General features: G+C 62.0%; 12 protein-coding genes. 8 read left to right on the top strand and 4 right to left on the bottom strand.

All coding sequences use genetic code 11. The features are described 5' to 3' along the window. Nucleotides 1-11: 11 nt before the first annotated feature. Genes ACP7EW_RS30130 through ACP7EW_RS30145 form a run of 4 tightly spaced genes read left to right on the top strand, consistent with a single transcriptional unit; the run spans nt 12 to nt 4,040 of the window. Entirely contained in the window at nt 12-794 is a 783-nt protein-coding gene (locus ACP7EW_RS30130; RefSeq protein WP_426221729.1) for a sugar phosphate isomerase/epimerase family protein, read from the top strand. Further along, the gene (locus ACP7EW_RS30135; protein ID WP_426221730.1) at nt 787-1,728 is read left to right on the top strand and encodes a sugar kinase; all 942 of its coding nucleotides are present in this window, start codon (nt 787-789) and stop codon (nt 1,726-1,728) included. The genes ACP7EW_RS30130 and ACP7EW_RS30135 overlap by 8 nt, the downstream gene beginning before the upstream one ends. Before the next feature lie 45 nt (nt 1,729-1,773). Next, nucleotides 1,774-3,066 (top strand): MFS transporter, encoded by a 1,293-nt coding sequence (locus ACP7EW_RS30140; RefSeq protein ID WP_426130240.1) that lies wholly within the window; start codon nt 1,774-1,776, stop codon nt 3,064-3,066. Next, nucleotides 3,063-4,040, top strand: a complete 978-nt coding sequence (locus ACP7EW_RS30145) for a 2-hydroxyacid dehydrogenase (RefSeq protein ID WP_426221731.1) — start codon at nt 3,063-3,065, stop codon at nt 4,038-4,040. The genes ACP7EW_RS30140 and ACP7EW_RS30145 overlap by 4 nt, the downstream gene beginning before the upstream one ends. A 73-nt stretch (nt 4,041-4,113) precedes the next feature. On the opposite strand, the gene ACP7EW_RS30150 is transcribed toward ACP7EW_RS30145, so the two are convergent. Then, entirely contained in the window at nt 4,114-5,739 is a 1,626-nt protein-coding gene (locus tag ACP7EW_RS30150) for a methyl-accepting chemotaxis protein (protein WP_426221732.1), read from the bottom strand. A 235-nt stretch (nt 5,740-5,974) separates the two neighbouring features. Between ACP7EW_RS30150 and ACP7EW_RS30155 the strand changes: the two genes are divergently transcribed. Both ACP7EW_RS30155 and ACP7EW_RS30160 read left to right on the top strand, forming a co-directional pair. Then, on the top strand, nt 5,975-7,402 hold the full coding sequence (locus ACP7EW_RS30155) for a nucleobase:cation symporter-2 family protein (protein WP_033900378.1): 1,428 nt from the start codon (nt 5,975-5,977) through the stop codon (nt 7,400-7,402). A gap of 12 nt (nt 7,403-7,414) precedes the next feature. Beyond that, nucleotides 7,415-7,876 (top strand): LEA type 2 family protein, encoded by a 462-nt coding sequence (locus ACP7EW_RS30160; RefSeq protein WP_033900377.1) that lies wholly within the window; start codon nt 7,415-7,417, stop codon nt 7,874-7,876. A 62-nt stretch (nt 7,877-7,938) separates the two neighbouring features. Here ACP7EW_RS30160 and ACP7EW_RS30165 read toward each other — a convergent pair whose 3' ends face one another. Beyond that, nucleotides 7,939-8,865, bottom strand: a complete 927-nt coding sequence (locus tag ACP7EW_RS30165) for a carbon-nitrogen hydrolase family protein (protein WP_426221733.1) — start codon at nt 8,863-8,865, stop codon at nt 7,939-7,941. An 81-nt stretch (nt 8,866-8,946) separates the two neighbouring features. Between ACP7EW_RS30165 and ACP7EW_RS30170 the strand changes: the two genes are divergently transcribed. Beyond that, on the top strand, nt 8,947-9,840 hold the full coding sequence (locus tag ACP7EW_RS30170; protein WP_426221734.1) for a LysR substrate-binding domain-containing protein: 894 nt from the start codon (nt 8,947-8,949) through the stop codon (nt 9,838-9,840). Here ACP7EW_RS30170 and ACP7EW_RS30175 read toward each other — a convergent pair. Continuing rightward, the gene (locus ACP7EW_RS30175; RefSeq protein ID WP_003190904.1) at nt 9,833-10,087 is read right to left on the bottom strand and encodes a hypothetical protein; all 255 of its coding nucleotides are present in this window, start codon (nt 10,085-10,087) and stop codon (nt 9,833-9,835) included. The two genes, ACP7EW_RS30170 and ACP7EW_RS30175, sit on opposite strands and share 8 nt — an antisense overlap. 163 nt (nt 10,088-10,250) lie before the next feature. On the opposite strand from ACP7EW_RS30175, the gene ACP7EW_RS30180 reads away from it, so the two are divergent. Beyond that, a complete protein-coding gene (locus tag ACP7EW_RS30180) occupies nt 10,251-10,571 on the top strand; it encodes a DUF883 family protein (protein WP_003217958.1) in 321 nt (106 codons plus the stop codon). Nucleotides 10,572-10,604: 33 nt separating this feature from the next. On the opposite strand, the gene ACP7EW_RS30185 is transcribed toward ACP7EW_RS30180, so the two are convergent. After that, entirely contained in the window at nt 10,605-11,642 is a 1,038-nt protein-coding gene (locus ACP7EW_RS30185) for an Ldh family oxidoreductase (RefSeq protein WP_426221735.1), read from the bottom strand. Nucleotides 11,643-11,758: the final 116 nt, after the last annotated feature.

Consider the following 11,758-nt stretch of genomic DNA (forward strand, 5'->3'; position numbering starts at 1 on the left):
GGTAAACAACAATGCATAAATACCCCGTCTCCATCAGCCTTTCCAGCTACGGCGCCGACTTGGTACGCCAGCAAGGCCAATTGAGTTTTGTCGAGGTCCTCGCCGCCGCCGGCGCACAGCGCATCGAATGGCGCGAAGAGCTTTTGACTGACGAACAGCCCATTGTGCTGGCCGAGGCTGCGGCGCGACAGGGCCTGGAATCAGTGTTCTCATCGCCCCTGGAACTGTGGGTCGCCGGCCGCGCCCAAGCGAATGCCGAACTTGCGGCCACTCTGGATCGGGCGCAGGCGTTTGGCTCTCGTTGGCTGAAAGTCTCCCTCGGCTACTTCACCGACACCAACGACCTGGAAAGCCTGCATGCCCTGCTCAACCGCCACGCGGTTCAGCTGCTGGTAGAGAACGACCAGACCCTGCACGGCGGCCGCATCGAACCCATGCAGCGTTTCTTCACCGGAGTGGAACGCCTGGGCCTGCCGGTCAAGATGACCTTCGATATCGGCAACTGGCAGTGGCAGGACCAATCCGCCCTCACCGCCGCACGCCTGCTGGGCCGGCATGTGGATTACCTGCACTGCAAGGCCGTGGCCCGGCGCGCCGACGGCAAGCTGGTCGCCCTGCCGCCTGGCGCCACCGACCTGCATTTGTGGGAACAACTGCTCAAGCACATGACTCCAGGTATTAGCCGGGCCGTGGAATTTCCGCTGCAAGGCGATGACCTGGTCGCAATCACCGCCCAGCAGGTCGCCGCCCTCGCCCTGCTGGGCCAACCTCGTGTGGAGCATGCTCATGTCTGAGATCGATATCCTCTCGTTTGGTGAAACCATGGCGATGTTCGTCGCCGAGCAAACCGGCGACTTGGCCCAGGTGGCTCATTTCCATAAACGCATCGCGGGCGCCGACAGCAATGTCGCCATCGGCTTGTCGCGCCTGGGCTTCAACGTGGCGTGGTTGAGTCGGGTGGGCAACGATTCCCTCGGACGTTTTGTGGTCGACACGCTGAGCCAGGAAGGCCTGGATTGCCAGCATGTGGCGGTCGACCCGCTGCACCCCACCGGTTTTCAATTCAAGTCCCGCGAAGAAGCCGGTGATGATCCCCAGGTGGAGTACTTCCGCAAGGGCTCGGCGGCCAGTCACCTGTCCATCGCGGCCATCAGTCCTGCCTTGCTGCAAGCCCGCCATCTGCATGCCACCGGGATTCCGCCCGCATTGTCCGAGGCGACACGCGAGTTATCCGTCGAGCTGATGACGCAGATGCGCAAGGGCGGGCGCAGCGTGTCGTTCGACCCCAACCTGCGCCCGTCGTTGTGGGCCAACCAACAGACGATGATCCGCGAAATCAACGCCCTTGCCGGTCTGGCCGACTGGGTCTTGCCGGGCCTGGGCGAAGGCCGTCTGCTCACCGGTTTCGATGACCCGGCCGATATTGCCGCGTTCTATCTGGACCAGGGCGCCGAAGCCGTGGCCATCAAGCTCGGCCCGGACGGCGCCTACTACCGCACCCACATGGACCAGGGCTTTGTCGCCGCCGTGCGCGTGGACAAAGTCGTGGACACGGTCGGAGCCGGTGACGGTTTTGCCGTGGGCATGATCAGCGCCTTGCTGGAAAACCTCAGCTTTCCCGAGGCGGTACAGCGCGGCAACTGGATCGGCAGCCGTGCCGTGCAAAGCCGTGGCGATATGGAAGGCCTGCCCGCCCGCTCAGAGTTACCCATTCGATCCGTTGCCTAACCCACTACCTGTTGCCACAACTACAACAAGCTCAGGAGCAACCCCATGGACACCGTGAAACTCGCCACCCGCCGTTGGTGGTACATCATGCCCATCGTTTTTATTACCTACAGCCTGGCGTACCTGGACCGCGCCAACTACGGCTTCGCCGCCGCCTCCGGGATGGCCGAAGACCTGATGATCACCCCCGGCATGTCGTCATTGCTGGGCGCGCTGTTTTTCCTCGGTTACTTTTTCTTCCAGGTGCCGGGGGCGATCTACGCGCAAAAGCGCAGCGTCAAGAAGCTGATTTTCGTCAGCCTGATCCTGTGGGGCGGCCTCGCCACCCTGACCGGCGTGGTGTCCAACGCCTACATGCTGATCGTGATCCGCTTCATGCTCGGCGTGGTCGAAGCCGCCGTGATGCCGGCGATGCTGGTGTACCTGTGCCACTGGTTCACCCGTGCCGAACGCTCGCGCGCCAATACCTTCCTGATCCTCGGCAACCCGGTGACCATGCTGTGGATGTCGGTGGTGTCGGGCTATCTGGTGCAGCATTTCAGCTGGCGCTGGATGTTTATCATCGAAGGCCTGCCGGCGGTGCTGTGGGCGTTTATCTGGTGGAAGCTGGCCGATGAGCGTCCAAAAGATGCCAAGTGGCTGAGCGACACTGAGAAACAGGATCTGGAAACCGCGCTGGCCGCCGAGCAAGTCGGGATCAAGGCGGTGAAGAACTACGCCGAAGCCTTCCGCTCACCCAAGGTGATCATCCTGGCTCTGCAATTCTTTTGCTGGAGCATCGGCGTGTACGGCTTTGTGCTGTGGCTGCCGTCGATCCTCAAGCAAGGCTTGCAGATGGACATGGTCGAGGCCGGCTGGTTGTCGGCGCTGCCCTACCTGGCGGCGGTGATTGGCATGCTGGTGGTGTCGTGGGGCTCGGACAAGCTGCAAAAGCGCAAACGTTTCGTATGGCCGCCGTTGCTGATTGCCTCGATTGCTTTCTATGCGTCCTACATGCTCGGTGCCGAACACTTCTGGTGGTCCTACACCTTGCTGGTGATCGCCGGGGCCTGCATGTACGCGCCCTACGGTCCGTTTTTTGCGATTGTCCCGGAGATCCTGCCGGCCAACGTCGCCGGGGGTGCCATGGCGCTGATAAATAGCATGGGCGCCCTGGGTTCATTCGGCGGCTCGTACCTGGTGGGCTACCTCAATAGCAGCACCGGTTCGCCCGGCGCTTCGTACTTGCTGATGAGCGGCGCGTTGCTGCTGTCGGTGGTGCTGACGATTTTTCTCAAGCCCGGCGCAAGTGATCGCACGCCGGTGCCCCACCTGGACTTGAAGGTAAAGACCGCATGAAAAAGTCTGTCGTGTTGTACAAGAAACTCTCTGCGCCGCTGATGGCCCGTCTGCATGAACAGGCCGATGTCACGCTGATCGAAGCACTCGACGACACCGGCCTGGCCAAGCTGCGCGACGCCCTGCCCGGCGCCCACGGCCTGCTGGGCGCCAGCCTGCGCCTGGACGCCACGCTGCTCGACTTGGCGCCACACCTGCAAGCCGTGGCCAGCGTGTCGGTCGGCGTCGACAACTATGACATCGACTACCTGACCACGCGCGGTATCCTGCTCAGCAACACCCCCGACGTACTCACTGAAACCACCGCCGACACCGGTTTTGCACTCATCCTCGCCACCGCCCGGCGTGTGGTGGAACTGGCCGACATGGTGCGTGCCGGCCAGTGGAACAAAAACATCGGCCCGGCGCATTTCGGCAGCGACGTGCATGGCAAGACCCTGGGCATCATCGGCATGGGCCGCATTGGCGAAGCGCTGGCCCAGCGTGGGCATTTTGGCTTTGGCATGCCGGTGATCTATCACAGCCATTCGCCCAAGCCGGCAGTGGAAGCGCGTTTTGGTGCGCAATTCCGCAGCCTGAACGACTTGCTGCAACAGGCCGACTTTGTTTGCCTGACCTTGCCGCTCACCGCTGAAACCGAGAAATTGATTGGCGCCGAACAGTTCGCGCTGATGGGGCCGGAGACGATCTTCATCAACATTTCTCGGGGCAAAGTGGTGGATGAAGCAGCGCTGGTAGAAGCGCTGCAACAACGCACCATTCGGGCGGCGGGGTTGGATGTGTTTGAGAAGGAGCCGCTGGATCATGGCTCGCCGTTGTTGCGTTTGAACAACGTGGTGGCGACGCCGCATATCGGTTCGGCCACCCATGAGACGCGGGAGGCCATGGCCAAATGTGCGGTGGATAATCTGTTGCAGGCGTTGGCGGGTGAGCGACCAAAAAACTTGGTGAATGCGGCCGCCTGGAAACACTGATTCTACTGTGGTGAGCGAGCTTGCCTCGCGCGGGGCAAGCCCGCTCACCACAAAGTGCAGGTTCCTGACGCATTCAGATAACGAACCGCGCCACCATCCCATTCAAATCCACCGCCAGGCGCGACAGTTCATGGCTGGCCGCGCTGGTCTGGTTGGCACCCGCCGCCGACTGGGTCGCCAGGTCGCGGATGTTGACGAGGTTGCGGTCCACTTCGCGGGAGACTTGGGCCTGTTCTTCCGAGGCGCTGGCGATGACGAGGTTGCGTTCGTTGATCAGGCTGATGGATTGGGTGATCTGCTCCAGGGCTACCCCGGCGGCGCGGGCCATTTCCAGGGTGTCCTGGGTGCGCTGGTTGCTCTGCTGCATCGACTGCACGGCTTCACCGGTGCCGTTCTGGATGCCGGCGACCATTTTCTCGATCTCCTGGGTCGACTGCGCGGTGCGATGGGCCAGCGCACGCACCTCATCGGCCACCACCGCAAAGCCACGCCCGGCTTCACCGGCACGCGCCGCCTCGATGGCGGCGTTGAGCGCCAGCAGGTTGGTCTGCTCGGCAATCGCGCGGATCACGTCCAGCACTTTGCCGATATCGCGGCCTTGGGTGGCCAGGCCTTCGATCATCGCGGCGGTGTTTTGTACGTCCTGGGTCATGGTCTGGATCGCACCGACGGTTTCCACCACACGGTCGCGGCCTTCACGGGCGGCCTGGTTGGACTGGGTCGAGGCCTCAGAGGTGGAGACCGCGTTGCGCGCCACTTCTTCCACCGCCGCCGTCATCTCGTTGACCGCCGTGGCGGCCTGGTCGATTTCGTTGTTCTGTTGTTGCAAGCCTTTGGAGGCTTCTTCGGTGACCGCGCTTAACTCTTCCGCCGCCGAAGCAAGCTGCGTCGCGGAGCCGGCGATGTGCTGGATGGTCTGGCGCAGGTTGGCCTGCATCGCGGCCAGGGCGCCGAGCAGGCGGGCGGGTTCGTCCTTGCCGTCGTCTTCGATGGTTTTGCTCAGGTTGCCACCGGCGATGGTTTCTGCGACTTCTACGGCTTTGCGCAGCGGCGTGACGATGCTGCGCGTCAACAACCACGCCAACAGCACGGTCAGCAGCGCGGCAGCGACAGAGACCGCAATCACGCCCGTGATGGCGCCGTCGTAACTTTGCCCGGCTTCAGCGTCGGCGGTCTTGGCATCCGCCGCGTTGATGGCGATGAGCTTATTCAACTGCTCGCCCATCTGGTCAGTGCCGTCCTTGATGCGCGTGTTGATCAAGGCACGCATGCCATCCAGGTTGCCCTGCCTGGACAGTGCCAGCATGTCGGCCTGGGCCTTGAAGTAGTTATCCAGGGTGACCACAAACGTCTTGTAAAGCGCAGTCTCCTCCGGGCCGGCCGGCAGCGCAGCGTAGGTGGCCTGGGCCGTCTTGACCTTGTCGGCGAGCACGCCCATGCGCGTTTCGGCTTCTTGCAGGCTGGCAGGCTCACGGTTGATCAACACACGGAACGACAGGATACGCAGGCGCAGTACGTTTTCCGTGATAACGCCCAGCGACGTCACGCTGGGCACCTGGTTGGCACTCATGTCCACCGAAGACTGCCGGATCTGCGTCATACGGTTGACCGCAAACACCCCCAATAGAATCACTAACAATGCAATGAACGCGAAACCGAGAAACGCTCGTGGGGCGATATTCAGTTGACGGAGGGACATAGGGGGAGCTCTCAGAAGTAGTGTTTGCGAGCGTCCCTGCCGCGAAACGATCAGTCGGCGTCAACGCGCCGTTCTGACCTTTGGTCACCACTGTTATCGTTGGTATGTGGGCCTATCCTCGATATCGGCAGGGCCTGGGGTTTCCCACAGGTCCTCCATAAATATTTTTTTACACTTCTGACGACCGGCAGTTTCTGGCATCCTGCGCCTCCATTTTCTGACCCGAGCCCGTATTTTGTCTGACGCTCAAGCCCCCCGCCCGCGCTATAAATCCGACCTGATCTACGGCCTGGAAGACCGCCCCCACTTCACCGCCGCGATTTTTGCCGCGCTGCAGCATGTGCTGGCGAGTTTTGTCGGGATCATCACGCCCACGCTGATCGTCGGCGGCGTGCTGGGCCTGGAAAGCGAAGTGCCGTATCTGGTGAGCATGGCGCTGTTTGTGTCGGGGCTCGGCACCTTTGTGCAGGCACGCAAGTTCGGCCCGATCGGTTCCGGGCTGTTGTGCCTGCAGGGCACCAGTTTTTCGTTTATCAGCGTGATCCTCAGCGCGGGTTTCATGGTCAAGGCGCGTGGCGGCGGCACCGATGAGATTCTCTCGACGATCTTTGGTATCTGCTTTTTCGCCGCGTTTATCGAGGTGGTGCTGAGCCAGTTCATCGGCAAGCTGCGCATGCTGATCACCCCGGTGGTCACCGGCACCATCATTACCCTGATGGGCTTGTCACTGATCAAGGTCGCGGTCACCGACATGGCCGGCGGCTATGGCGCCCAGGACCTCGGCGCGGCCGCCAACATGGGCCTGGCGGCCTTGGTGCTGCTGACCATCGTCGTCCTCAACCGCTTCAGCAACCCGTTCCTGCGCCTGGGCTCCATCGTCATCGGCTTGACCCTGGGCTTTGTGGTGGCCTGGATGATCGGCCGCGTAGACATGGCGGCGTTGCCGCACGTGCCGTTGATCAGCGTGCCGGTGCCGTTCAAGTACGGGTTTTCGTTCGACTGGGTGGCGTTTATCCCGGTGGCGGTGATCTTCCTGATTTCGCCGTTGGAAGCGGCCGGTGACTTGACCGCCAACTCGATGATTTCGCAGCAGCCGGTCAAGGGCCCGCTGTATATCAAGCGCATCAAGTCGGGCCTGTTGGCCGACGGCCTCAACTCGGCGATGGCAGCCACCTTCAACAGCTTGCCGATGGTGACTTTCGCCCAGAACAACGGCGTGATCCAGTTGACCGGCGTGGCCAGCCGCTACGTGGCGTACTTCATCGCCGGCCTGCTGGTGTTGCTGGGGCTGTTCCCGATGATCGGCGCGGTGTTGCAACTGATGCCCAAGCCGGTACTGGGCGGCGCGACCCTGATCATGTTCGGCACCGTGGCAGTGGCGGGCATCAAGATCCTCGCCGAAGCCGGCCTGCATCGACGCAACGTGCTGATCGTGGCGATCTCCCTGGGCATGGGGCTGGGCGTGGCCGCCGTGCCGGAAGTGCTGCGCGACCTGCCCAAGGCGCTGCACAACATCTTCGAGTCGCCGATCACCGTGGGGGCTTTCTGTGCAATCCTGCTGAACATTTTCCTGCCGGAAGAGTTCATAGAGCTGGAAGAAGATGAATTTGATCCGGAGTCCTCGACCCTCAAAGTGATGCAGGACCCGGACGTCACGAAATAGGAGCACTGTTATATGCGCAAGCTCATGGTTCTATCGCTGTTGCTGCTGACCCTGAGCGCCTGCGCGCTGTTCCCCAACCGCGACCCGGTAAACATCAACGTGGTGGGCATCGAGCCCCTGCAAAGCCAGGACCTGGAAGTGCGTTTCGCCGTGAAACTGCGGGTACAGAACCCCAATGAAACGGCGATCGACTACAACGGCGTCGCCCTGGACCTGGAGGTCAATGGCCGCCCGCTGGCATCGGGGGTGAGTGATCAAAGCGGCTCCATCCCTCGCTTTTCCGAGACCGTTCTGATGGTGCCGGTGAGTGTTTCGGCGTTTTCGGTGTTGCGCCAGACCCTGGGCCTGAGCCAGACCCAGAGTTTGAACAATCTGCCCTATGTGCTGCGGGGCAAGCTGGCCGGTGGGCTGTTTGGCACGATGCGTTTTGTCGACCGTGGCACACTGGACCTGCCGAATACCGCTACCTGGTAAACGCCATGCAACTAACGTTGCTGACCTGTGGTTGTGGCGAGCGGGCTTGCCACAGTAGTGTTTTAGTCGGTGATATAGCGCACGCCCGGTTTGGCGCGCTCATCCACCACCAACTCGAATACATCCGGCCGGGCATAGTGGCCGACTACGTCATAGTCATAACGCGCGCGCACCAAATCATCCGTGTTGATCTGCGCGGTCAACAACCCCGCCTCGCCCAGCAACGGCCCTGCCAGAATGTCGCCCATGGGGCCGACGATCACACTGCCCCCTGCGATCAACGGTCGCTCAGCCGGCCAGTTGGCAACCTCGATGCCCAACGCCTCGGGCGACGCCTGCACCTGGCACGCACTCACCACAAAACAGCGCCCTTCATGGGCCACATGGCGCATGCTCACCTGCCACATCTCGCGCTCATCAACCGTCGGCGCGCACCACACCTCCACGCCCTTGGCGTACATCGCCGTGCGCAGCAACGGCATCATGTTTTCCCAGCACACGGCGCCGCCGACACGTCCCACAGCCGTATCGATCACCGGCAGGGTCGAGCCGTCGCCCTTGCCCCAGATCAGCCGTTCGGTGCCGGTGGGCATCAATTTGCGGTGCTTGGCCACCAGCCCAACCGTCGGTTCGAAATACAGCACGGTGCAGTACAGCGTGCTACCGCTGCGCTCGATCACACCCAGAACCAGGCTGGCGCCGGTGCGCGCCGACAACCCGGCCAGCGCCTGCGTTTCGGGGCCTGGCACATCGATAGCATTGGCAAAATAGCGGGCAAAGGCTTCACGCCCTTCCGGCAGGCGGTAACCCAATTGCGTGCCGAACCCTTCGCCCTTGGGATAGCCACCGAGCAACGCCTCCGGCATGACCACCAATTGCGCAGCGCTACGGGCGATTTCGTCTTCATAGCCCAGTATTTGCACCAGGGTTTCAGCCTTGCCGCCAGGCAAGGAACCGATTTGCAACGCAGCCACGGTAGAAACAGGCATCACGATCACTCCAAAGTCAGGGGTTGCCCATTCTCCCGCCAGCCTCGATCATGAATAAAGCCCACTTCAGTGCTGAATGATATGAGCCAGATCAATATCGCCCAGGTCGATCTCAACCTGCTGAAAACCTTCGAGGCCCTGCATGACGAGTCCAGCGCCAGCCGCGCGGCCTTGCGCCTGGGCGTGACGCAATCGGCCATCAGCGCAGGCTTGCGGCGCTTGCGCGAGGTGTATGGCGATCAATTGTTCGTGCGCACCGGGCGTGGACTGGCGCCGACCTTGCGGGCCAACCAATTGAAACCGCTGATCAGTGAGGCAATGGATCGCTGTCGGCAGAGCCTGGCCATGGTCGACCCGAACAATCAGCACTATCAGGGGCGCTCCGTAGTGCTGGGGCTGTCGGATGATTTCGAGATCGCCTACGGGCGGCGTCTCATCGAAGAAATTGCACGACGGGCACCGAAGCTGCGGGTGATCTTCCGTCAGACCCACAGCCAGATCGTCGCAGGCGCCCTGCTCGACCGCAGCCTGGACCTGGCAATCACAGCCGGTGGTTTTGCCCACGGCCGACTGAGCCGCCACGTGCTGGGAGAAGGCGACTACCGTTGCCTCATGGATTCGGACCAGGCCAGCATCAGCCTGGACGAGTTCGTCGCACGCGAGCATGTGCTGGTGTCGTCCGGCGGGTTTATCGGGATCACTGACGAGGGTTTGGCGGCGCAAGGGCTGAGCCGCCAGGTGTGTGCGTCCACCAGCCACTTTGCTGCGCTGCCTTTTCTGCTCAAGGGCAGCCAGGCGGTGGCGACCATTCCCGGTCACGCCGCCGAGGCCATCGGCGCGATGACCGGCTTGCGGGTACTGGCTTGCCCACTGGCGCTGCCGCGTTACCCGGTGGAGTTGGGCTGGCGCACCCAGGCGCAGCTCGATCCGCTGCTGCTGAAAGTGCGTGAAGCGATTGTCGCGAGCGTTACTTAGCGGCCGCCATCAACTTGTTGACTTCGCTGCGCACCATGTTGGAAAACTCCGGCGGCGACATGCCGTCCAGCTCCGCACGCACCCACTCGGCCCACTTGCCTTTGCGCTTGGCGCGTTCACCGAACAAACGTGCCGCCTCGCCCTTGGCCTTGCCCAGGTTGGTTTGCCACAGGTCGTAGAGCCGGGACTTTTCATCTTCCAGCTCGGCGCGTTCGGCGAGGGTCTTGTTGGCGAGATTGAAGCTCATGTTGATTTACCTGCTGCACAAATAGGCGACATCTTACACTGTAGGTCGAAATTTCTTGATTCGGATTTTGCTCAAGACCGGGCAACGGCAAAAAAACTGCAACTTTTGCCGTCGCCCGACACTCCATTGTTCACTGTCACATTCACCTGCAAGGAGTCACACAATGGCCCGCAAATCTGCCGCCCAAGCCGTCGAAGATCAAATCAAGGATCAAGCCTTCAGTGAACTGACGGCGTTGATCGAAGAATCAGACAAACTGCTTAAAAGCAGCGCATCTCTGGTAGGCGAAGAAGGCGAGACCCTGCGCGAACAGGTCGCCATCAAGCTCAAACAGGCCCTGGACTCGGTGTCCAATGTGCGCGAGCGCAGCAAACCGGTGGTGGATGCCACCGAAACCTACATCGGTGGTCACCCGTGGCAGACCGTTGCCATCTCCGCAGGCTTTGGCCTGGTGGTCGGCCTGCTGTTGGGCCGTCGTAACTGAGTCAACAGGGCTGCGCCACGGGCGCAGCCCTTTTCAGCCCGTCGCCAAGGCGCGCAGGTTTTGCAACTCCTGCGCGTCCAGCAAGATCCCTTCCTGCTCTGACTTAGCCCGCGTACGGTGCCGCCGATCCCCCGGCAAGCGCCGCAGACCCGCCGCATGCATCTGTCGCACCAGTTCCTGGCTGCGCTCGGCAAAGCTTTGCCCGGCGGTCTTGCTGGGGTCGATCACGATCAACAGTTGGCCGGTCCACGGCGTGCGTGCGCCAGGGTGATCGGACCAGTTGAACTCAAACGAGAAATTGCCACCGGTCAACGCCGCAGCCAGCAGTTCGACCATCATCGACAGCGCAGAGCCCTTGTGCCCGCCAAACGGCAACAACGCGCCGCCTTCAAGGATGGCCTTGGGGTCCTGGGTCGGCTGGCCCAGCCCGTCGACGCCCATGCCCGGCGGCAAACGCTCGCCTTTGCGCGCGGCAATCTGCACATCGCCATGGGCGATGGCACTGGTGGCCAGGTCGAACACAATCGGCAAGCCATCGGCGCGCGGCGCGGCGAAGGCAATGGGGTTGGTGCCAAACAACGGACGGTCAGCACCGTGGGGCACCACGCAGGTCATGCTGTTGACCACGCTCAGCGCCACCAAGCCTTGCTCGGCGAAAGGTTCGACATCCGGCCACAGGGCCGCAAAGTGATGGGAATTGTGAATGGCCAGCAAGGCAATTCCGGCACTGCGGGCTTTTTCCACCAGTAGGGGCCTGGCAGCCTCCAGGGCCGGCTGGGCGAAGCCGTTGCCGGCATCCACCCGCACAAACCCACTCGCCACATCCGTGACCTGGGGCACCGCGCGGCCATTTACCCAGCCACTGGCCAGGGTGCTGATATAACCAGGAATACGAAAAATGCCATGGCTGTGGGCGCCATCGCGCTCGGCGCTGGCGCAGTTACTGGCGAGGATCGCGGCCACTTCAGGTGAAGTGCCATGGCGTTCTAACACCTGCTGCAGCAACGCCACCAGCGCACTGAAGCCTAGGGAGACACTGGAACCTTCAACGACCTTGGACGGCGTAGACATCTGAAGCTCCGAATTATGATTGGAAGGGGCAACAAGACGGGTGACTCAAGCCTGTGATTAAACAACGCGCCCGCGGCCTGCTGTCAATCGACTTTGCGCGAGGGGCTCTTGCGGCA

Source organism: Pseudomonas sp. DWRC2-2 (assembly GCF_049897885.1).
GTDB classification, from domain to species: Bacteria; Pseudomonadota; Gammaproteobacteria; order Pseudomonadales; family Pseudomonadaceae; genus Aquipseudomonas; species Aquipseudomonas azotoformans_A.

What these genes read in the sequence shown, in the direction of transcription:
- ACP7EW_RS30140 (WP_426130240.1), top strand. Translation starts at nt 1,774, where the DNA reads ATGGACACCGTGAAACTCGCCACCCGCCGTTGGTGGTACATCATGCCC.
- ACP7EW_RS30170 (WP_426221734.1), top strand. Translation starts at nt 8,947, where the DNA reads ATGAGCCAGATCAATATCGCCCAGGTCGATCTCAACCTGCTGAAAACC.
- ACP7EW_RS30185 (WP_426221735.1), bottom strand. Translation starts at nt 11,642, where the DNA reads ATGTCTACGCCGTCCAAGGTCGTTGAAGGTTCCAGTGTCTCCCTAGGC.
- ACP7EW_RS30180 (WP_003217958.1), top strand. Translation starts at nt 10,251, where the DNA reads ATGGCCCGCAAATCTGCCGCCCAAGCCGTCGAAGATCAAATCAAGGAT.
- ACP7EW_RS30165 (WP_426221733.1), bottom strand. Translation starts at nt 8,865, where the DNA reads ATGCCTGTTTCTACCGTGGCTGCGTTGCAAATCGGTTCCTTGCCTGGC.
- ACP7EW_RS30160 (WP_033900377.1), top strand. Translation starts at nt 7,415, where the DNA reads ATGCGCAAGCTCATGGTTCTATCGCTGTTGCTGCTGACCCTGAGCGCC.
- ACP7EW_RS30130 (WP_426221729.1), top strand. Translation starts at nt 12, where the DNA reads ATGCATAAATACCCCGTCTCCATCAGCCTTTCCAGCTACGGCGCCGAC.
- ACP7EW_RS30150 (WP_426221732.1), bottom strand. Translation starts at nt 5,739, where the DNA reads ATGTCCCTCCGTCAACTGAATATCGCCCCACGAGCGTTTCTCGGTTTC.
- ACP7EW_RS30135 (WP_426221730.1), top strand. Translation starts at nt 787, where the DNA reads ATGTCTGAGATCGATATCCTCTCGTTTGGTGAAACCATGGCGATGTTC.
- ACP7EW_RS30175 (WP_003190904.1), bottom strand. Translation starts at nt 10,087, where the DNA reads ATGAGCTTCAATCTCGCCAACAAGACCCTCGCCGAACGCGCCGAGCTG.
- ACP7EW_RS30145 (WP_426221731.1), top strand. Translation starts at nt 3,063, where the DNA reads ATGAAAAAGTCTGTCGTGTTGTACAAGAAACTCTCTGCGCCGCTGATG.